The organism is Microbacterium sp. WCS2018Hpa-9, from assembly GCF_031843745.1.
Taxonomy (GTDB): domain Bacteria; phylum Actinomycetota; class Actinomycetes; order Actinomycetales; family Microbacteriaceae; genus Microbacterium.
Map to the genome: position 1 here is coordinate 43,252 of NZ_JAVTIY010000010.1, position 19,417 is coordinate 62,668.

Annotated in this window: 18 protein-coding genes; 11 read left to right on the forward strand and 7 right to left on the reverse strand. The window is 68.8% G+C overall.

Annotation, left to right across the window (positions count from 1 at the left end):
* The first annotated feature begins 13 nt into the window (after positions 1–13).
* Genes RQG82_RS17965 through RQG82_RS17980 form a run of 4 tightly spaced genes read left to right on the forward strand, consistent with a single transcriptional unit; the run spans position 14 to position 3,286 of the window.
* On the forward strand, positions 14–901 hold the full coding sequence (locus RQG82_RS17965) for an ATP-binding cassette domain-containing protein (RefSeq protein ID WP_311260160.1): 888 nt from the start codon (positions 14–16) through the stop codon (positions 899–901).
* On the forward strand, positions 898–1,578 hold the full coding sequence (locus RQG82_RS17970) for an ABC transporter permease subunit (RefSeq protein WP_311260161.1): 681 nt from the start codon (positions 898–900) through the stop codon (positions 1,576–1,578). The genes RQG82_RS17965 and RQG82_RS17970 overlap by 4 nt, the downstream gene beginning before the upstream one ends.
* Positions 1,575–2,309: an ABC transporter permease gene (locus tag RQG82_RS17975; RefSeq protein ID WP_311260162.1), complete on the forward strand. Its 735-nt coding sequence runs from the start codon at positions 1,575–1,577 to the stop codon at positions 2,307–2,309. The genes RQG82_RS17970 and RQG82_RS17975 overlap by 4 nt, the downstream gene beginning before the upstream one ends.
* Positions 2,310–2,362: 53 nt before the next feature.
* Entirely contained in the window at positions 2,363–3,286 is a 924-nt protein-coding gene (locus tag RQG82_RS17980) for an ABC transporter substrate-binding protein (protein WP_311260163.1), read from the forward strand.
* Positions 3,287–3,360: 74 nt separating this feature from the next.
* Here RQG82_RS17980 and RQG82_RS17985 read toward each other — a convergent pair whose 3' ends face one another.
* Positions 3,361–4,641 (reverse strand): AI-2E family transporter, encoded by a 1,281-nt coding sequence (locus RQG82_RS17985; RefSeq protein ID WP_311260164.1) that lies wholly within the window; start codon positions 4,639–4,641, stop codon positions 3,361–3,363.
* Positions 4,642–4,735: 94 nt separating this feature from the next.
* On the opposite strand from RQG82_RS17985, the gene RQG82_RS17990 reads away from it, so the two are divergent.
* A complete protein-coding gene (locus RQG82_RS17990) occupies positions 4,736–5,035 on the forward strand; it encodes a chorismate mutase (RefSeq protein ID WP_042541193.1) in 300 nt (99 codons plus the stop codon).
* 138 nt (positions 5,036–5,173) lie between these two features.
* Positions 5,174–6,340, forward strand: coding sequence for an ROK family protein (locus tag RQG82_RS17995; protein ID WP_311260165.1), 1,167 nt, complete (start codon positions 5,174–5,176; stop codon positions 6,338–6,340).
* 37 nt (positions 6,341–6,377) lie between these two features.
* Here RQG82_RS17995 and RQG82_RS18000 read toward each other — a convergent pair whose 3' ends face one another.
* From RQG82_RS18000 to RQG82_RS18015, 4 genes are all read right to left on the reverse strand, one after another.
* Entirely contained in the window at positions 6,378–6,857 is a 480-nt protein-coding gene (locus RQG82_RS18000; RefSeq protein ID WP_311260166.1) for a hypothetical protein, read from the reverse strand.
* A 117-nt stretch (positions 6,858–6,974) separates the two neighbouring features.
* Positions 6,975–7,895, reverse strand: a complete 921-nt coding sequence (locus RQG82_RS18005) for a carbohydrate ABC transporter permease (protein WP_311260167.1) — start codon at positions 7,893–7,895, stop codon at positions 6,975–6,977.
* 2 nt (positions 7,896–7,897) lie between these two features.
* On the reverse strand, positions 7,898–8,872 hold the full coding sequence (locus tag RQG82_RS18010; RefSeq protein ID WP_311260168.1) for a sugar ABC transporter permease: 975 nt from the start codon (positions 8,870–8,872) through the stop codon (positions 7,898–7,900).
* Positions 8,873–8,902: 30 nt separating this feature from the next.
* Positions 8,903–10,147, reverse strand: coding sequence for an extracellular solute-binding protein (locus RQG82_RS18015; protein ID WP_311260169.1), 1,245 nt, complete (start codon positions 10,145–10,147; stop codon positions 8,903–8,905).
* Between the two features lie 291 nt (positions 10,148–10,438).
* Here RQG82_RS18015 and RQG82_RS18020 point away from each other — a divergent pair, with 291 nt between their 5' ends.
* The 5 genes from RQG82_RS18020 to RQG82_RS18040 are packed head-to-tail and all read left to right on the forward strand — an operon-like array spanning position 10,439 to position 14,946.
* A complete protein-coding gene (locus RQG82_RS18020; RefSeq protein WP_311260170.1) occupies positions 10,439–11,335 on the forward strand; it encodes an SIS domain-containing protein in 897 nt (298 codons plus the stop codon).
* Positions 11,336–11,359: 24 nt separating this feature from the next.
* Positions 11,360–12,352: an ROK family protein gene (locus RQG82_RS18025; protein ID WP_311260171.1), complete on the forward strand. Its 993-nt coding sequence runs from the start codon at positions 11,360–11,362 to the stop codon at positions 12,350–12,352.
* Positions 12,349–13,290: a 1-phosphofructokinase family hexose kinase gene (locus RQG82_RS18030; protein WP_311260172.1), complete on the forward strand. Its 942-nt coding sequence runs from the start codon at positions 12,349–12,351 to the stop codon at positions 13,288–13,290. Before RQG82_RS18025 ends, RQG82_RS18030 begins: the two co-directional genes overlap by 4 nt.
* Positions 13,287–14,141: a class II fructose-bisphosphate aldolase gene (locus tag RQG82_RS18035; protein WP_311260173.1), complete on the forward strand. Its 855-nt coding sequence runs from the start codon at positions 13,287–13,289 to the stop codon at positions 14,139–14,141. Before RQG82_RS18030 ends, RQG82_RS18035 begins: the two co-directional genes overlap by 4 nt.
* A 28-nt stretch (positions 14,142–14,169) precedes the next feature.
* Positions 14,170–14,946 (forward strand): DeoR/GlpR family DNA-binding transcription regulator, encoded by a 777-nt coding sequence (locus RQG82_RS18040; protein ID WP_311260174.1) that lies wholly within the window; start codon positions 14,170–14,172, stop codon positions 14,944–14,946.
* A gap of 223 nt (positions 14,947–15,169) precedes the next feature.
* On the opposite strand, the gene RQG82_RS18045 is transcribed toward RQG82_RS18040, so the two are convergent.
* Positions 15,170–17,623, reverse strand: coding sequence for a CHAT domain-containing protein (locus tag RQG82_RS18045; RefSeq protein WP_311260175.1), 2,454 nt, complete (start codon positions 17,621–17,623; stop codon positions 15,170–15,172).
* 168 nt (positions 17,624–17,791) lie between these two features.
* Entirely contained in the window at positions 17,792–19,366 is a 1,575-nt protein-coding gene (locus tag RQG82_RS18050) for a S8/S53 family peptidase (protein ID WP_311260176.1), read from the reverse strand.
* Between the last annotated feature and the right edge of the window lie 51 nt (positions 19,367–19,417).

Below are 19,417 nucleotides of genomic sequence, written 5' to 3' on the forward strand. Positions count from 1 at the left end.
CCGGAGAGCAACCATGATCGAGTTCCGCAACGTCACCAAGCAGTTCCCCGATGGCACGACTGCCGTGAAGGACTTCAGCCTGGTGCTGCCGTCTCGCAAGACGACCGTGTTCGTCGGATCCTCCGGCTGCGGCAAGACCACACTGCTGCGCATGATCAACCGCATGGTCGAGCCGACCTCGGGTGACGTCGAGATCGATGGCGAGAGCGTGCTCGGCGGCGACCCCGTCGCGCTGCGTCGCCGCATCGGATACGTCATGCAGAACTCCGGTCTGATGCCCCACTTCACGGTGATCGACAACGTGGCCACCGTGCTGCGCCTCACGGGTGTGAAGAAGGCGCCCGCGCACGAGCGCGCTCGCGAACTGCTGAAGACCGTGGGTCTCGACCAGTCGCTGGCGGAGCGGTATCCGAGCCAGCTCTCGGGCGGTCAGCAGCAGCGCGTCGGTGTGGCCCGCGGACTCGCGGCGGATCCGAACATCCTCCTGATGGACGAGCCGTTCGGCGCGGTCGACCCGATCGTGCGAGCCGACCTGCAGCAGGAGACGCTGCGGCTGCAGCACGAGCTCGACAAGACCGTCGTCTTCGTCACGCACGACATCGACGAGGCCTTCCTGCTCGGCGACCAGGTCGTGATCCTCGACAAGGGCGCGCGCATCGTGCAGGTGGGCAGCCCGAGCGAGATCATCGAGAACCCGGCAGACGACTTCGTCGCCTCCTTCATCGGCGCCGACCGAGGGCGCCGTGCGCTGCACCTCAGAGAGACCCCGCACGGCACCGTGGTCGTCGACTCCGAGGGCCGCACGCAGGGCGCGATCGTGTCTGCGGCCGAGCAGTCCGACGGTCCGCTGGCGGGGCCGGATGCCGCGGCTCTCGACGCTGTGCAAGGCGAGCGGGCGTGAACTGGGTCACCGACAACCTCGGGTTGATCTTCGAGCTGACTCTGGTGCATCTGCGTCAGAGCATCATCCCGATCGTGCTCGGCTTCGTGCTCTCGCTTCCGCTCGGCTGGGTCGCGTGGCGCTTCCGCCTGGTGCGTGGACCGATCATCGTGCTCACCGGTCTCCTCTACACGATCCCGTCGCTCGCGTTGCTGATCCTGCTCCCGGCCGCGCTCGGCTACTCGGCCATCAGTGAGTCCAACCTCGTCATCGCACTGACGATCTACGCCGTCGCGATCCTGGTGCGTGCCGTCTCAGACGGCCTCGACTCTGTCGACGACGATGTGCGTCAGGCGGCGACTGCGACAGGTTTCGCGGCCTTCCGCCGCTTCTGGGCGGTGGAGTTCCCGCTCGCAGGCCCGGTGATCCTCGCCGGGCTCAGAGTCACAGCGGTCAGCACGATCTCCCTGGCGACGGTCGGCATCCTGATCGGGGTGACGAACCTCGGCTACCTCTTCACCAACGGCCTCGAGCGCCGCATCATCGCCGAGGTGTTCGCCGGAGTCGTCGCGGTCGTGGTGATCGCGCTCGTCCTCGATCTGATCCTGCTCCTTCTCGGCCGTGCCCTCATGCCGTGGACCAAAGCGGCCGCCAAGCCCGCGGCGGCCCGCGCTCTCGCTGTGGCGGCTCCCGCATGAACCTGTTCCTCGAAGCCATCGCCTGGATGGTCGCGCCCGAGCAGTGGCAGGGGCGCTACGCCCTGCCCGTCCTGCTGGGGCAGCACCTCGTGCTGACTGTGATCTCGGTAGTGATCGCCGCGCTCATCGCTCTGCCGATCGGCTGGCTGATCGGCCACACGGGTCGAGGTCGCGAGATCGCGGTCGCCGTCTCGGGTGCCGCGCGCGCGATTCCGGCCTTCGGGCTCATGGTCCTGCTCGTGCTGCTGCTCGGGGTGCTCCGCATTCCCGAGGCCGCGATCATCACGTTCGTCCTGCTCGCCATCCCCTCACTGCTCGCCGGGGCCTACACGGGCCTCGAGGCGATCGACCGCCGCGTCATCGACGCCGCGAAGTCGATGGGGATGACCGGGTGGCAGGTGTTCTGGAAGGTCGAGGTGCCACTCGGGCTGCCTCTGCTCGTCGGCGGCATCCGCTCGGCACTGCTGCAGGTCATCGCGACCGTGACGATCGCGGCATACGTCAACCTCGGCGGGCTCGGATGGCCGATCATCCAGGGAATCCCGCTGCGTCGATTCGATCAGGTGCTCGCCGGCGCCATCATCGTCGCGGTGCTCGCCCTGCTCGTCGACCTGATCTTCGCGGCGCTGCAGCGTGCCGCCGTGCCTGCGGGCCTGCGCACCGGCCGCCCTGCCGGACGCAGATCTCGGGCATCGGCTCGGCCCGCCGCCGTCGAACCGGCCACAGCCTGAATCGTCCATCCTCCGTGATGTCCCCCACAGCAGTCCCAGAGAAGAGGAAGTCCATGTTCACAGCACGAGGCAAGCGTTCTGTCTTCGCCGTCGGTCTTGTCGCCGCGGCAGCACTCGCCCTGACCGCCTGCTCTTCGAGCAACCCGCTCGACGAGCCGTCCGACTCCGGCGAGGGCTCGGGCAGCGGCGACACGATCGTCGTCGGCTCGCAGGCGTACTACTCCAACGAGATCATCGCCGAGATCTACGCCCAGGCGCTCGAAGGTGCGGGCTTCGATGTCGAGAAGAAGCTCAACATCGGTCAGCGCGACGCGTACATGCCTGACGTCGAGTCGGGCGCGATCAACGTGTTCCCCGAGTACACGGGCAGCCTGCTCGAGTACATCTCGGACGACGAGATCGACGTCACCAGCCCCGACGACGTCTACGCGGCACTGCAGGAGGCCCTGCCCGAGAGCCTCACGGCCCTCGACTTCGCCGAGGCGACCGACCAGGACTCCTACACGGTGCTGAAGAGCTTCGCGGAAGAGAACGGCCTGACGTCGATCGGCGACCTCTCGAAGGTCACCTCGCCGGTCACGATCGGCGCAGCACCCGAGTTCGAGCAGCGTCCGTACAGCCCGGCGAAGGCCAAAGAGGTCTACGGCGTCGACCTGACGTTCTCGGCCACCGGTCCGACCACGCTCGAGTCGCTTCTTGCCGGCCAGATCCAGGTCGCAGACATCTACACCGCCGACCCCGCCTTCGAGACGGAAGAGATCGTCGCCCTCGAAGACCCCGAGAACCTGATCATCTCGTCGAACGTGGTGCCGATCGTGTCGAGCGACATCGCCGATGACGTCTCCGATGTGCTCAACGCCATCAGCGCCAAGCTGACCGCTGAAGAGCTCGTCTCGCTCAACGTGCTGAGCACGGTCGAGGAGCAGTCGTCCGCCGACATCGCCAAGAAGTGGCTCGAGGACAACGACCTCGTCTGACTCCGAGTCGCCTTCACACGAAAGTGCCCGGTCCCTCAGGGGCCGGGCACTTTCGTGTGTTGTGGGTGAGAGCGCTAGATCCGAGCGTCCTGCCGGGGGATCAGCACCTGCTTGATGATGATGAGGATGGATGCCGCCACCGGCACCGCTACGAGCGCACCGAGGAGCCCGAGCAGCGTGCCGCCGGCGAGGGCGCCGATCACCACGAGCGCACCGGGCACGGAGACGGCGCGGTTCATCACGCGAGGGGTGATCACGTACGCCTCGATCTGCATGTAGACGAGGTAGATGAGAGCGAAGACGAGCGCCGCGACGGGGTTGGTGAACAGGGCGAGCCCTGTGCCGATGATCCAGAAGATCACCGATCCGACGAGCGGGATCAGGGTGATGCAGAACGCGACCGTCGCCATGAGCGGCGGGAACGGCAATCCGAGGAACAGATACAGCAGGAAAGCGAGCACCGCGTTGCAGAACGCGAGCACGACCATTCCCATGACGTAGGCGCCGACCGAGTCGGTGATCTGGTCGGTGATGTCGCCTGCGCGAGCACGGTCGCGGGCGGGAGCGAGTCGGAGCATTCCCGCCTTGATCGAGGGCAGCGTCGCGACGAAGTAGAGCGTGAGCACCAGGACGACGATGATGCCCGAGATGGCGTTGGCGATCGATGCCCCGACCTTCAGGGCCCCGCCGCCGATCGCGGCGATGTTGCCGGGGTTGGTGAGGAACGACTGCACGTCGGCGACGAGGTCCTGGAACTGATCGCCGAACTGCTCATCGAGCGCCGCATAGACGTCGCTGCGGGTGAACTCCTGGATCATCCCCGGCACGGATCGCACGAAGCTCGCGATCTGGTCGATCACGACCGGCAGCACCATCCACACGACGAGACCGGCCACGACGATGAGCCCGAGGATCGCCACGACCACCGAGATCGCCCGCGACAGCCCTCGCCGTTCGAGGAACCGCACGGTGGGGTCGAGTCCGAGGGCGGCGAAAAGGGCGAGAGCGATGTAGATGAGCACGGTCGACAGGTTCGCGACGGCCAGGCCGAGCACGATCGCGGCGAGGGCGCCGAGGGTCACCAGGAACCCGAACACGAAGGGACGGTCGATGCGCGTCCAGAATGACCGGCTGGGCGTCATCGGCTCGACGACGCCGTGACGAGCGGCGGGCGATTTCGTCGGGTCGTGCCGGGCGGTCGTCGCGACGGCGACAGCCCCCGGTGCAGGGGAGCTCGCGGACGAAGAGGCGTCAGCGGATGCGTCGGCCGTCGAGGGCGCGTGCTCAGGTGCCGGGGACGGGTCGGATGCGGGGGCGGACCCGCCCGAGGACGGCTCGTGCTCTTCTCGGCTCATGTGCTCACGATAGCGTCCGATCGGCGCCCGGCCCGGGAGCATCCGCATGGTCACGAGGGGTCGTCCAGCCCCGTGTTTCCGTAGAGTAGGGGGCATGACCGCCGCCGAAGACCCCCGGGCTGAACTCCTCCGACTGCGCTCGAGCATCGACAACATCGACGCCGCACTCATCTTCATGCTCGCCGAGCGCTTCCGCGCCACGCAGCAGGTCGGGCAGCTCAAAGCCGAGCACGAGATGCCGGCATCCGATCCGGGGCGCGAGGAGCAGCAGGTCGCACGCCTCAAGGCTCTGGCCGAGGATGCGCATCTCGACCCCGAGTTCGCCGAGAAGTGGTTCAACTTCGTGGTGGCCGAAGTCATCCGTCATCACACCGAAGCCGCCGAGGGACGATGATCCGGCCTTCCGGGCGAGTGACAGTGTGTGCAGCACTCACCCGCCCGGGGACCGAACTAAGTTTATTGAATAAACTATGACCGAGGGTACGCAGAACCACCAGGTCTGTCAACCAATTCCGACAACGGGACCGGCACCATGCTGAACGGCGACGACGCACTGGACACGCAGGCGTCGGTTCGCCGCGCGAATCTGCGTCGTGCGCTGCAGCTCGTGTTCCGCAACCCCGGCTCGGAGACGAGGGCAGGGATCGCCCGCGCCACCGGACTCACCGCCGCAACCGCCTCGTCTCTGGTGGCGGAGCTCATCGATCTGCAACTGATCATCGACGGCGAGCAGGCTGCCAGCACGGGCGGCAAGCGGGCGACGACCCTGAGCATCGCGTCCGAGCATCACGTCATCCTCGTTCTCGTGATCCGGCCGACCGATGCGCGCATCGCGCTGGTCGCGCTCGACGGCACCGAGGTCGAGACGCGCAGAGTCGCGTTCTCCGATGAGTCGCGTGATCGGGTGCTCGACGGGGCCGTCGCCGACATCGCAGCCGAGTACTCCGGGCGTCTGCTCATCGCGGGAGTGCAGCTGCCGGGCACGACCGACGGACGCCGGGTGTTCGAGAGCGTGCAACTGGGATGGACGGACGTGCCGCTCGCCGAGCGCTTCGAAGCGGTGCTCGGGATTCCCGTGCTGCTCGTCAACGACGTGGATGCCGAGGCGATCGCCAAAGCTGCCAGGGAGGACGAATCCTCGGGGTATCGACTGTTCATCCACATCGGCACCGGTATCGGCGCGGCGGTGACTCTCGACGGCGAGCTCGCTCCGGGTCCTCGCGACCGCGCGGGCGAGATCGGTCACGTCCAGGTGGAGTTCGGCGATGACGCGCGGACGTGCCGTTGCGGACGTCAGGGGTGCCTGGAGTCCGCCTCGTCGATGACGGCCATGCTCGGCGACGACTTCGATGACGCCATGGACGACGAGGCCATCACCGCGCTCGCCGCGTCTGCCGACGACGAGCACCTGGCCGAAGGAGCGCGGGCGCTCGCCCGCACCATCAAGCTCATCGCGGCGGTGCTCGACGCGGCCGAGGTCGTGATCGGCGGGCCCGCGCGAGCGCTGGGCGACAGGTTCCTGCCACTCGTGCAGGCAGAGGTCGACTACACGGCGACCGGCACCGCGAACGTGCCGGTGCGATACGCCGACGCGGACGCGTCGATCTCGACGGGTGTCGCACAGGTGGCACTCTCGAGTGCGTTGGGCGTGCGGTGGAGTCCGGCGCAGCTGCGCGCAGCATCCGATCCGGTCTCCTGATCGCGCGCTCCCCCTGAGGCCTCTGCGACCGACGGCCTCAGCGCGGCGAAGCGATGCCGACCAGGGCGGCCACCAGCCCAGCCATGACCAGGATGGCGATCGCGAGGTAGTGGAAGACCTTGCCGATGACGAGCATCGGGAGGTCCGGCCCGTCGTACGACGCGGGGCTGAACATCAGGCCGCGGGCACCGAAGCTCCAGCGGATGCCGAACCCGATCCGCCGCAGCTCGCGCGATGGTGCGGCGAATGTCCTCCCGCTCCGTTCACGCGATGCCTTCCACGCTGCCTGCGCCGCGTACCAGGCGATGACGAAGAACGGCATCGCGAGAGAGACCGCCCAGGCGATGAGGGCCACTCCGATCAGGATGCCCGCTCCGGTGCCGAGCGATCGGATGAAGAACAGACCGAGCGCAGCGAGTCCGACCGCTGCCGGAACGAGCACCACTCCCCAACCCCACCCCGGGTGTGCGTCGCCCGACGGTCGTCGATCAACTCGGCCAGCATCCTGCCATGTCATATTGCCCCCCTGCGTCACCACACTAGACGGCGCGCGGAGCATCGTCCGGATCTGCCCTCGTGAGACGACGATGCGGAGCGCCACCCTCGGTGGCGCTCCGCATCCGTTCCGCAGGTTCTACTTGACGCTGCCGGCGGTGAGCCCGCCGACGAGGCGCTTCTCGATGAGCATGAACAGGATGACGACGGGCAGGATCGCGACGATCGAGACGCCGAACACGTACTGCCAGCTCGTCTCGTACTGACCGACGAACTTGGTGAGCGCGACGGACAGCGGCTGGTTCTTGTCGGTGGAGAGGATCACGAGCGATGCGGCGAACTCGTTCCAGCAGGCGACGAACGTGAAGACGATCGCGGTCACGATTCCGGGCCAGACCAGCGGCAGGTTGATCTTGAACAGCACGGTGAAGCGCCCGGCGCCGTCGATCTGAGCGGCCTCGTCGATCTCCTTCGGGATGCCGGCGAAGAACGAGTGCATGATCCACACCGCGAACGACAGGTTGAACGCCGCGTTGATGAAGATCATCGCGGCCCACGTGTCACTGAGTCCGAGCACCGTGAACTGGCGGAACAGGCCCGAGGTGAGCACGGCCGGCTGCAGCATCTGCGTCACGATCACCAGGAACAGGAAGACCATGCGTCCGGGGAACTTGAAACGCGCGGTGTAGTACGCGGCCGGCAGCGAGACCAGCAGCACCAGCAGCGTCGCGAACACGGCGATGATGATGGTCGAGATCAGGTTGTAGGGCAGCGGCGTCTCGGGGGTCGACCACATCGAGATGTAGTTCTCCCAGTGCCACTCGATCGGCAGGTACGTCGGGTCGACCGAGCGGATCTGCGACTTCGTCTTGACGGAGCCGAAGAACATGATCAGGTACGGCAGCACGAAGATCGCCAGCACCAGGATGCCGGCGGCCATGCGCAGGATGACGCGGGGCAGCGTGACCTGGTCTTCGGTGTAGCGGCGCTTGCGCCCCGGGATGCGGGGAGCGGCGGCGTCGCCCGCGGTGGTGACGAGGGCGGTCTCGGTCACGGTCATGATCAGACCTCCTTCATGGGCTTGACGGCCTTGACGTAGATCGCGACGATCACGATCACGATGAGGAAGGCGACGACCGAGAGCGCGCTCGCGACGTCGACCTTCTTCTGCAGCTCGATGTACTTGAAGATCATCGTCATGATCGTGTCGGCGCCGTAGCCCGGGATCGACCCGGTCATCACCTTGAGGATCGGCAGCGAGTTGAACACGTTGATGATGTTGATGAGGATCGCGACCGCGAGGGCGCTGCGCAGCTGCGGGACGACGACCGTCCAGTAGGTGCGGGTGGGGCCGGCGCCGTCCATCTTCGCGGCCTCGAGGGTATCGGCCGGAACCGTCTGGAGTCCGGCGAGGATCGTGTAGGTCGTGAACGGCAGCGACACGAAGATCGCGATGACGATCGACCAGGCGAACGCGGTGGCCGGGTTCTTGGTCCAGCCGTAGCCGACGGCGTCATCGGAGAGCCCGATGTCGTAGAGGAACTTGTTGAACACCCCGAAGTACGGCTCGAGGCTGTAGTAGAAGACCATGGTCGTCATCACGACGGATGCCGCCCACGGCACGATGACGGCCATGCGCACGATCTGCCGACCGGGGAACGCCTTGTTCAGGATCTGCGCGAGTCCGAGCGAGATCATCACTGTGAAGGTCACGACCGCCACGACCCAGATGATGGTGCGGAAGATGATCGGCCAGAACTCGGCGAACGTGAACACCGTCACGAAGTTGTCGAAGCCGACCGAGCCCTTGTCGAGACCCGACAGCGAGATGTCGCGGGTGGAGTTGAAGAACATCACGCCGGCGGGGAACAGCACCACGCCAATGATGAGCAGCAGGGCGGGGGCGATCCAGGGCAGTGCCTGGAGCAGGTCCTTTCCGCCCGGCCTGCCGCGGGTCGCGCCCGTGCGGCGACCCGGGGTGCGGGGACGGCCGGTGGCCGCCCCCGCGAGGTTCGAGGATTCTTTCGTCTGGCTCATGGGAATATCCGAACCTCTCCGTCAGCGGGCTCAGCCCGCGTCGACCTGTGCCTGGATCTCGGCCAGGACGTCCTGGGCAGGCTTCGACTGCAGCTGGCCGAACAGTGCCTTGAAGGCTCCGTCGGTGGCCGACCACTTCTCGTTCGTCGACGGGTAGAACTGCGCGTCGGGCAGCACATCGAGGAAGGGCTTGAGAGCCTCTTCGCCCGAGAGCTGCTCGGCACCCGACTTGGTGACGGGCAGGAAGCCCTCGGCCTGCACCCACGGCACGTACACGTCGGCCGAGTAGTAGTAGTCGAAGAAGGCGGTGATCGCCTCCTGCTTGTCGCCGTCGTTCTGGAACGCCATCAGCTGGTCCATGACGCCGAGCGTGAACGGCGAGCCGTCTTCGGTCGGGATCGGGACGATCGAGTAGTCGAGCTCGGGGTTGCCCTCTTCGATCTGGCCCACTGTCGGCGGCAGGCCGACCTGCATGCCGATCTTGCCCTGGATGAAGATGTCCATGAGGGGCGAGCGCTGGGTCGAACCGGGGTCTGCCTGAGTGGCGCCCGCATCGATCATCTTCTTGATCTGCTCGGCACCCGCGAGGTTCTCGGGGGTGTCGATCGTGATCTCGGAGGCATCGCCGAACGAGCCGCCGCCGCCCCACAGCCACACGGCTGCCTCGGCCTGAGCCTCTTCGGAGCCGAGCGGCATGCCATAACCGGCCACGCCGCCACCGAGTGCCGACACCTTGGTCGCGGCATCGAGCAGCTCGTCCCAGGTCGTCGGAGCCTCGACGCCGGCCTGCTCGAGCAGCGCGTTGTTGACGAACAGCGCGCGGGCCGACGCGATCAGCGGCAGGGCGTAGGCGGTGCCGTCGACTTCGGCGTTCGCGAGGAACGCGTCCTGGAAGTCGGAGTAGGTCTCCTCAGACACGACCTCTTCGACCGGGTAGAGCAGCTCGTCGCCGACGAATCCGGCGAAGGGTCCGCCGTTGTAGATGTCGGGCGCCTCGCCGGCCTGGATCTTGGTGGAGACGACCTTCTCGAGGTTGTCCCACGACTGCACCTCGAGGTCGACCTTGATGTCGGGGTTCTCCTTCTCGAACCCTTCGATCACGTCTTCCCACAGACCCTTGGTGGCGTCGGAGTAGCTGGGCACCAGAAGGTTGAGCGTCGTCTCGCCCTCGGCGTCTCCGCCGCCTCCTGTCGAGCCGCCGAACCCGCACGAAGCGAGCGTGAGCGTGGCGGTTGCCGCCAGGGCAACGGCGCCGAATCGCAGTGACTTCTTCATGTGTATTGCATTCCTCACTGTGTAGGTGGTGCACAGTCGCAAGCACAACTCACGCGACGGTGCGTGTGATCGCCTTCCCTTGGTGGCTGGGCGATCGGTTCAAGCCGGATCGGCTCGAGGAACCCTCCATGGACCGGATCTCCGGAGGGGCGGTGGAACTTGTTCGATTATTTGTCAGGAGAATAAACAAATCAAGAGGAACCTTGCAAGGATTCCTTTTGTCGACATACTATGATCGAATAAGCCGCTAAACAATCACAAACTTGCAACATCTGGTCCGGAGGGCCTGACATGACCGAACTTCTGCCCGGCGCACACATGCGCGAAGAACTGAACTCGCAGCCCGAGACCTGGGCCCGCGCGGCCGATCTCCGCGATGCGCAGGCGCTGCTGCCGGCATCCGGAGCCCGCATCGCGGTGGTCGGATGCGGCACGTCGTGGTTCATGGCGCAGTCCTATGCGTTCCTGCGCGAGACCGCGGGGCAGGGCGAGACCGACGCATTCGCCGCCTCCGAGTCGTTCGTGGACCGCGGCTACGACGCCGTCGTCGCCCTGACGCGATCGGGCACCACGACCGAGGTGCTCGAACTGGTCGAGCGCATCAAGGGTCGAGTGCCCACGATCGGTGTGATCGGCGACGAGACCTCGCCGCTCGTCTCACTGGTCGACGAGGCGGTGCTGCTGCCGTTCGCCGACGAGAAGTCGGTCGTGCAGACGCGCTTCGCGACCACCGCGCTGGCGCTCTTCCGCGCATCGCTCGGCGAAGACCTCACCGGTGCGATCGACGATGCCGCAGCCGTGCTCGCCGCAGACTACGACGACGAGCTGCGCGATGCCGAGCAGTACTCGTTCCTCGGCCGCGGCTGGACCATCGGCCTCGCGCACGAGGCCGCTCTCAAGATGCGCGAGTCGTCGCAGTCGTGGACCGAGTCGTACCCGTCGATGGAGTACCGCCACGGACCGATCGCGATCGCCGCACCGGGCCGCGTGACCTGGCAGTTCGGCGAGGCGCCCGAGGGGCTGGCCGCGCAGGTCGAGGCGACGGGGGCGCGGTTCGTGCAGCATCCGATCGATCCGCTCGCCGACCTCGTGCGCCTGCACCGCGTCGCCCTCGACCGTGCGGTCGCCAAGGGGCTCGACCCCGATCAGCCTCGCAACCTCACGCGATCCGTCATCCTGGATGCATGACCCGACCCACCCGCGGAGAATTCGATGACCAGCCTTGAGGATGCCGCGAGCATCGCCGACGTCGTGAGCGACGCGGCGGGCGAGAAGCTCGCCGCCGCACGTCCACTGGGCAGCGGCGCTCCGGTGCTGGCCTTCGACGTGGGCGGCACCGACATCAAGTCGGCGCTGTTCGATGCAGACGGCACGGCTCTCGGCCTGCGTCGCACGCCGACCCCTGTGGCCGACGGCGACCGCACCGAGGTGCTCATCGAGCGACTCGGCGTTCTCGCCGCAGAATTGCGCGCCGAGCACCCCGACGTCGTGCCGCAGGCGGCAGGACTCGTGGTGCCGGGGATCGTCGACGCGGATGCCGGACTCGGCGTCTTCGCGAGCAACCTCGGCTGGCACGATTCTCCGCTGCGCGATCTCGCCTCGGCGAAACTCGGCCTGCCCGTCGCCTTCGACCACGATGTGCGCGCGGCGAGCTGGGCCGAGCATCGCCTCGGCGGCGCCCGTGCCTACTCGAACTCGGTTGTGCTCGTCATCGGCACCGGCATCGCCGGGGCGCTGCTCGTCGGCGGAGAGCCTTATACGGCGGGCGGTTATGCGGGCGAGATCGGCCACTCGCCGATCGCCGACGGACCGGTGTGCGCGTGCGGTGCGCGGGGCTGCCTCGAGGTCGTCGCGTCTGCGGGAGCGATCGCGCGACGCTATCGCGAGGCGACCGGGATCACGCCGGACGGCGCCAAAGACGTGATCGCCCGCGCTGCGGCCGGCGACCGGGTCGCCTCCGAGATCTGGAACTCGGCGCTCGATGCCCTCACCCTGTCGCTCGCGCAGCTCACCGCGGTCGTGGCACCCGAGGCGATCGTGATCGGCGGCGGGCTCTCGCGCGCCGGCGGAGCGCTCTTCGACGAGCTGCGAGCCCGGCTCGCCGAACGCCTGAGCTTCCACCGCCTCCCCGTGCTCGTACCGGCCGAACTGTCGGGCAACGCCGGCATCCTGGGCGCGGCACTGCGCGCGAGAGAGCTCGTATGATCCTCACCGTCACCCCGAACCCGGCCCTCGACCTCACCTGGCACGTCGACCGGCTGACCCTCGGCGAGACGCACAGAGCGGATGCCGGTGCGGTGCGCGCCGGCGGCAAGGGCCTCAACGTCGCCAGGGTCGCGCACGCGCAGGGTGCCTCGGTGCTCGCGGTCTCGACGGCGGGCGGCCGCAGCGGCGTCGAGCTCGCCGCCGAGCTCGGTGCCAGCGGTGTGCCGCACCGACTCGTGCCTGTGGTGGGTGCGACCCGGCAGAGCATCGCGCTGGTCGATAAGGCGCTCGGAGACACGACGGTCGTCAACGAGAGGGGCGTCAACCCCTCCGATCCCGAGTGGGCGGCTCTGCTCGGCGAGGTCGTCGACGCTCTGCCCGGGGCGCAGGTACTCGTGATCTCGGGCAGCCTGCCGCCCGGTGCCCCCGAGACCCTGCTCCCGCTGCTGATCGGCACGGCGCGAGACGCGGGCGTGCCCGTGATCGTCGACACGTCCGGTCCGGCTCTCCTGCACGCGGCGGATGCCGGAGCATCCGTCCTCAAGCCCAATGCCGCCGAACTCGTCGAGGCGACCGGCATCACCGACCCCGTCGAGGGCGCTCGTTCGCTGATCGAGCGCGGTGTCGACCTCGTGCTGCTGTCACTCGGGGCCGACGGCATGCTCGCTGTCACGGCATCCGAGGTGCTGCACGCCCGTCTCGACGCTCCACTCGCCGGCAACCCGACCGGCGCCGGTGACGCAGGAGTGGCCGCGTGCGCGGTGCTCTACGCCGACGGCATCCGCGATCCGGAGACGATCCTGCGCCGGGCGACCGCCTGGTCTGCAGCCGCCGTGCTCATGCCCCTCGCCGGCGAGATCTCCGACGACTGGCCGGCGATCGAGCAGCGCCTCGCCGTCGCCCCCTACGACCCCACCGTTCGAGAGGACCCTCTGTGACCCTGGTCTCCGCCCGCGAACTGGTGACGGATGCCGCAGCGCGCGGCACCGGCATCGGCGCGTTCAACGTGATCCACCTCGAGACCGCGGAGGGGCTCGTGCACGCCTCGGCCGTGGCCGGGCTGCCCGTGATCCTACAGATCTCGCAGAACTGCGCCGACTATCACGGTGGCCTCGAGCCGATCGCGCTGGCGACCCTCGCGGTGGCGCGAGGCGCGCAGACGCCTGTAGCGGTGCACCTCGATCACGCCGAGCGCCCCGAGCTCGTCGATGAGGCCATCGCCCTCGGATTCGGCTCGGTCATGTTCGACGGCGGAGCGCTGCCCTATGACGACAACGTGGCACTCACGGCCGCCGTCGCCGAGCGGGCGCATGCCGCAGGCGTCTACATCGAGGGCGAGCTGGGCGAGGTCGGCGGCAAGGACGGTGCGCACGCACCGGGCGTGCGCACCGACCCTGACGAGGCGCGCGCATTCGTGGCCGCGACCGGCGTCGACGCGCTCGCCGTTGCGGTCGGTTCGTCGCACGCGATGACCGACCGCTCGGCATCCCTCGACCTCGAGCTGATCGCCCGACTGCGCGAGGCGCTGTCTGTGCCGCTCGTGCTGCACGGGTCGTCGGGCGTGGCGGATGCCGTGATCGCCGACGCCGTGCGCGCGGGAATGACCAAGATCAACGTCTCGACGCACCTGAACGGATTCTTCACGAGGGCGATCCGCTCGACGCTCGACGCCGACGAGAAGCTCGTCGACTCGCGCAAGTACCTGAAGCCTGCGCGCGATGCGCTCGCCGGGGAGGCCGCGCGGATGCTGCGGCTGTTCGCCCTCGAGTCGGCCGAGGTCGAGGGGTGAGCCGTGTGAATGCGGGCAGGATGGTGACATGAAGCGTGCCGCCCGTCTGAACGCGATCCTCGACCTCCTGGCCGCGGACGGCGAGGTGAACGTCGACGAGCTCGTCGAGCGCTTCGGCGCCTCGGCCGCCACCACCCGCCGCGATCTCGACTCGCTCGCCGAGCAGCGTCTGCTCACCCGCACGCACGGCGGGGCTGTCGCACATTCGGTCGCCTACGAGCTGCCGATCCGCTACAAGAGCCACCAGCGCTCGCACGAGAAGGAGAGCATCGCCCTGGCCGCCGCCGCCCTCGTCTCGCCGGGCATGGTCGTCGGGTTGTCGGGCGGAACCACCACCACGGCCATCGCCGCGGCACTCGCCGCTCGCGACGATCTCGCGGCGGGGCCGGGCATCACGGTCGTCACCAACGCCGTGAACATCGCCGCCCAGCTCGCGACCCGACCCGACATCAAGGTCGTCGTCACAGGCGGGGTGATCCACTCGCGCAGCTATGAGCTGGTGGGCCCGTTCGTCGAGCAGCTGCTGCGAGGAGTGCGGCTCGACATCGCCTTCATCGGAGTCAATGGCATGGATGCCGCGGCCGGTGCCACCACGCAGGACGAACGCGAAGCCGCGGTGAACCGCATGATGGCCGAGCGCGCCCGCCGAGCCGTGGTCGTCACCGACAGCAGCAAGATCGGCACGGTGGCGTTCGCGGCCGTCGGCGGTTCGGAGCTTTTCCCCGTTCTCCTGACCGACGACCGGGCGGATGCCGCGGCGCTCGCCGCGTTCCGCGATGCGGGCTACGAGGTCCTGACGGCCTGACCTGCGTCTCCCGGTGCGGACTCCTGGTGGGGGTGCCGCGACCCCTCTCGCGGCACCCCCGGAGTAGATGGTGTCTGTCGTTCCCTCACACTCCCCAGTGCACGAGGGTTTCCCCAGTTCGACTGCGCCTCCCTCGCGCTTCGTTTCCGAAGCCCTTCGCTGGCACCTTCTGGAGATAAGGAGCCGGACACCGATGTTCTGATACATCGAGTGGAGAAAAGATTCAGAGTCCGCTTCCGTGGCACTGGAACGGCGCGCTGAGTCCGGTGGATTCGGCTGCCGCAGCCAGCGCTACGGCCGGTCGCGCACCGGCCGCCAGCTCGACGTGCACCGCGCCGAGCAGCTCGCAGGCGATGTCGTCTGCCACCACCACCGGTGCGGCGATGACGCAGCCGGTGCCGGCGTGCAGCCAGACCCGCGTCATGCCCAGTGCCTCCTCGCCCCAGCGCACCGATGAGCGGCCCAGCTCGCAGGCCGAGAGCACCACGGTGTCGGGCGCGCGCGAGATGAGGTCGACGTCATAGCCGAACAGTGTGCCGTCGTGGAGTTCGAATCCGGAGAACAGCGGGTTGTCGACCGCGTGGCGACCGTGGGCGGCGATGTGCAGGACGTCGACCTGCTCGGCGAGCTCGGTGACGGCCGACACCCGCGCGCGCTGACCGGTCAGCATCCGGGCGTCGGGCCACGCCTCGGCAGCCTGGCGCACCTCTTCTTCGGCCCGTGCGACACGGGGGCCGGTCGCGAACCCCGCTGTCAGAGCAGGCGCCGAGGGAGGCGTCGGTGCAGAATCCGGGCGTCGAGGCGACCCACCGAGCAGGCGCGACACCGAGGTCGCGATCGTGAACGGCGTTCCGCGCATGCCGGGGAGCATCGCCCAGGGGATGCCGCCGAGGATTCCTGGCACCGTCAGCGCGAGACGAGCAGCCCCGCCCGTCGCTACGCGGGCGGGCGCGAGGAGGGCGTCGTCGAGCCGGCGCAGCCTCTCGTCGAGCGACCGCGCCACGACCTGGGCCATCGGGCCGCCACGGGTGAGGGCGGCGACGTCGAGGTCGGCGCGGAGCCCGTCGAGTGCGGCTTCGATGCGCGGCAGCGACAGCTCGACGATCGACGCAGCGGATGCCGTCACCACGACGCAGAGCAGCTCCTCGCGCGTGAAGACGTAGGCGAGGATCGCCGTGTCGTCGTCGAGCCGGGCCCTGGTCTCGCGCAGCCCGAGGCGTTCGTGGTTTCCGCCGACACCGGTCGACGACCACTGCCGGTCGCGAACCCGATCGCGCAGCTCGCGCACCCGGGCATCGGTCGTCCAGTCCGACCCTGCGAGGTCGGCGCGCAGCATGCGCAGTTCGGCCAGGTCGGCCGACAGCTCCTCGTCGTGCGGTGGGCGCACTGGAGCGACCTGCTGGCTCAGGTGCCTGGCGCGCTCCGACCACTCGAACAGCACCTCGGGGTCGCGTGATCGTGCGGCGGCGGCGAGCCCGGTGAACATCAGCTCGGTGCCGTGCATCGCCACGGACGCCTGCAGGTCGAGCGCGCCGAACGACTGCTGCCACGCGGTGAGCAGCTCGAGGCCGGCGGCGGCGGCGCGGCGGGCATCGGCATCCTTGCCCGCAGATGCCGCCCGCGCCGCGCGCACCTCGTGCTCCCGCAGGCGCAGCGGAGTCGGGGCGTCGGAGGTGAGCCGTGGCAGTCGCCCCCCGCCAGCGAGGCGTGCCGTGAGGGTCAGGGCGGTGGCCTCGGTGCGGAATCCTCCGCGGGCGAGCGCTGCGGCGGTGCGCGCGAAGTCGTCGGCGTTCGGCGCCGCCTTCGGGTGGGCGAGCAGTCGGGCTTCGAGTCGCACCGCCTCGGCGCGGGCAGCCCAGCCCTCACTCCCGAGGGCGGCGAAGCGACGGGATGCGGTCGCTGCGGCACGCTCGGCAGAACGGGCGTCGTGCCGCAGCAGCGACCGGGCGAGGTGGAACTCGGCTTCGCCTCGCGCCTGCCGCATCCGCTGGGCACCGAACAGCACCGCGACCGCGCCGAGCAGCTCTTCGGCCTCTGTCGTGAGGCCGGCGTCGCGCAGCACCTCGGCGCGGTCGAGGTCGCTGATCGCCGCGGCGAGGTCGCTCGTGGCGGCGAGGATCGGCCGCGATCGGGTCATCAGCCCGAGCGCGGTGACGAGGTCGCCACCGAGCAGTGCGGCATAGCCGAGGTTGTGGCGGGCTTCGGCGAGCGGTGCGTCTGCCCCGTGCGCCTCGTACGCGGAGATCGCTCGTTGCAGGTCGGCCGAGCAGTCGTCGAGCCGGTGCCGCTGCATGCTGACGATCGCTCGGCTCATCAGCAGGTTCGCGCTCTCGATCGACCCGTCGTCGAGACCGTCGATCGCCCGCGTCAGGAACCCGTCCGCCTCATCGAGGCGACCGCCGTGCATGAGCAGCGTGCCGAGCTGCCCGTTCGCGAGGGCGACGGTCTCGGCGCTGAGCCCCGGTCGCGACAGTGCCTCGCGCGACAGCCGCTCGGCCTCGGCGGGCTCGCCCGTCTGCGCGAGCACATAGGCCATGGTCCCGTCTATGCGTGTGCGCAGATCGTCGTCGTCGGTGCGCGCGGATGCGGTCGTCAGCGCGCGCCGCGCCTGCGCGAACCGTCGGGAGTTGGCTGCGTCGACGCCGCGCTGATGCAGCTCGAGAGCAGACAGTGGCACTTCACCAGAATGGCGGTATATCAGGCCTCAGGGAAGGCTTGCGGCCGCATTCGGCTTTCTGGATCCGGGTGGATGACCTGGGCCGAATGGCTGACCGATGCCCGGATGGCCGCCGAACGGCCCCTGTTCGGTCAGTCATCCGGGGGATCCTCAGCCATCCGGCCGCGGCTACACTCGCTCGACCGGCGTCGGAAGGGTCTTCAGCACGGCGGCGACGGCCTTGGCCGCGGCATCCGCCTTCACCCCCTGCGGAGGCACCGTGCCGAGCTGAGCGGCGATGCGCCCCGCGACATACGGTGCCGAGAACGACGTGCCGCTCCAGATCGCGAAGCCGCCGCGGTAGTCGTCGGGGTCGATCGTCTCGCGGCGCAGTCCGTCGACGTCCGCTCTGGTACTCGCCTGCTCGCCTCCGACGAACGCCGGTGAGGTGCTGACCACGGCGGCGCCGGGCGCGTACACCTGCACCCAGGGGCCGACATTCGAGAACAGTGCGACCGAGCGTGCCGAGGGGTTGAGGGCGCCGACCGACACGTGCGGGGCGTCCTTGTCGCGCGGGATGCCGTTGTCGGCACCGGGCCATGGCCAGAGGGATGCCGGGAACGACGGCCGGTCGATCGCGTCGTTGCCCGCCGAGCACACGACCACGCATCCGAGCTCCCGTGCCGTGGTGAGCAGCGCGTTGAGAGTCTTGCTGAACTGACCGTCGACCGGGGTCTCGTGGTAATAGCCGAGCGACAGGTTCAGGACGTCGATCGGATGCCCGGTCGAGGGGTCTTCGCGGTGTCGGCGCAGCAGCTCGACGACCTGCGCGACGGTCGTCAGGAACGTGCTCTCGTCGATCACGCCGAGCGCACCGGCCATGCGGATCGAGAGGATGTCGGCATCCGGCGCCGTCTGGCGAATGATGCCCGCGATGAACGTGCCGTGCCCGGCGACCGCGTCGATCTCGCCGTCGAGCTGCCCGTACAGGTCGGGGTAGCGCTCGGGGTCGGCGTCGTCCGTGAGCCCGACCGGCACGCCGTCGAGCTCGATGTGCCGGGTGACGATGTCGTCGGGCAGCCAGTCGTGGACACCGCATCCGGTGTCGAGCACCGCCACCACCGGGCGGCGACCGCGTTTCGGAGCGGAGGTGCGCTGGGGTGCGGGGCCGAGCCAGGCGACCGGCTGTCGTGCGCCGCGCCCCGGCTCGAGGTAGTCGTCGCTGCCGCCGGCTCCTCCGCCCGCGCCGCGCACCGGGTTGGTGCGGCTGAACGGGTTGGTGCGGCTGAAGGGATTCGTGCGGCTGAACGGATTGAGCCCGACCGGGTCGATCGACAGCACGTGCTCGAGGCTGGTCCTCGTCATCGGCGTACCGGAGCTGCGGCGGGCGCGCTGCAGCACGCGCCAGGCATCGGGCGGCACCGGGGACTCGCCGCGGGTCGGCTCATCAGGGGTGGTCAGACGGGCACGGAGGAAGCCGGGCACTCCTGGGACCAGCGGAGCGGCGGCGCGGACAGCATCCCTTGATTCGATCTCGAGATTCCAGCCGAACGAGCCGGCCGCGTCGCGCAGCTCGCGGATCTCCTGGTCGTAAGCCTCCTGGCCGTTCTCCTGATCCTGCGTGATCAGCAGGCGCTCCTGCAGATACGCCGTGGGAAAAGCCCTGATGCCGTCGACGGGCTCGACCGACGGATCCAGCGCCGTCCCCCGCCTGATCGACCCCTCAGCTCGGTCCTGCCAGCTCCACCCTCTGGGCTGCTCCATCGTCGGTCCTCTCCTCGCGGGCGGACCCGCGTCCTGTGCGGGATGCCCCGC

Excerpts from the sequence above, each read along its gene's own strand:
- RQG82_RS17980 (WP_311260163.1), top strand. The coding sequence starts at position 2,363 with ATGTTCACAGCACGAGGCAAGCGTTCTGTCTTCGCCGTCGGTCTTGTC.
- RQG82_RS17990 (WP_042541193.1), top strand. The coding sequence starts at position 4,736 with ATGACCGCCGCCGAAGACCCCCGGGCTGAACTCCTCCGACTGCGCTCG.
- RQG82_RS17975 (WP_311260162.1), top strand. The coding sequence starts at position 1,575 with ATGAACCTGTTCCTCGAAGCCATCGCCTGGATGGTCGCGCCCGAGCAG.
- RQG82_RS17965 (WP_311260160.1), top strand. The coding sequence starts at position 14 with ATGATCGAGTTCCGCAACGTCACCAAGCAGTTCCCCGATGGCACGACT.
- RQG82_RS18020 (WP_311260170.1), top strand. The coding sequence starts at position 10,439 with ATGACCGAACTTCTGCCCGGCGCACACATGCGCGAAGAACTGAACTCG.
- RQG82_RS18050 (WP_311260176.1), bottom strand. The coding sequence starts at position 19,366 with ATGGAGCAGCCCAGAGGGTGGAGCTGGCAGGACCGAGCTGAGGGGTCG.
- RQG82_RS18010 (WP_311260168.1), bottom strand. The coding sequence starts at position 8,872 with ATGAGCCAGACGAAAGAATCCTCGAACCTCGCGGGGGCGGCCACCGGC.
- RQG82_RS17995 (WP_311260165.1), top strand. The coding sequence starts at position 5,174 with ATGCTGAACGGCGACGACGCACTGGACACGCAGGCGTCGGTTCGCCGC.
- RQG82_RS18015 (WP_311260169.1), bottom strand. The coding sequence starts at position 10,147 with ATGAAGAAGTCACTGCGATTCGGCGCCGTTGCCCTGGCGGCAACCGCC.
- RQG82_RS18040 (WP_311260174.1), top strand. The coding sequence starts at position 14,170 with ATGAAGCGTGCCGCCCGTCTGAACGCGATCCTCGACCTCCTGGCCGCG.
- RQG82_RS18000 (WP_311260166.1), bottom strand. The coding sequence starts at position 6,857 with ATGACATGGCAGGATGCTGGCCGAGTTGATCGACGACCGTCGGGCGAC.
- RQG82_RS18030 (WP_311260172.1), top strand. The coding sequence starts at position 12,349 with ATGATCCTCACCGTCACCCCGAACCCGGCCCTCGACCTCACCTGGCAC.
- RQG82_RS17985 (WP_311260164.1), bottom strand. The coding sequence starts at position 4,641 with ATGAGCCGAGAAGAGCACGAGCCGTCCTCGGGCGGGTCCGCCCCCGCA.
- RQG82_RS18005 (WP_311260167.1), bottom strand. The coding sequence starts at position 7,895 with ATGACCGTGACCGAGACCGCCCTCGTCACCACCGCGGGCGACGCCGCC.
- RQG82_RS18025 (WP_311260171.1), top strand. The coding sequence starts at position 11,360 with ATGACCAGCCTTGAGGATGCCGCGAGCATCGCCGACGTCGTGAGCGAC.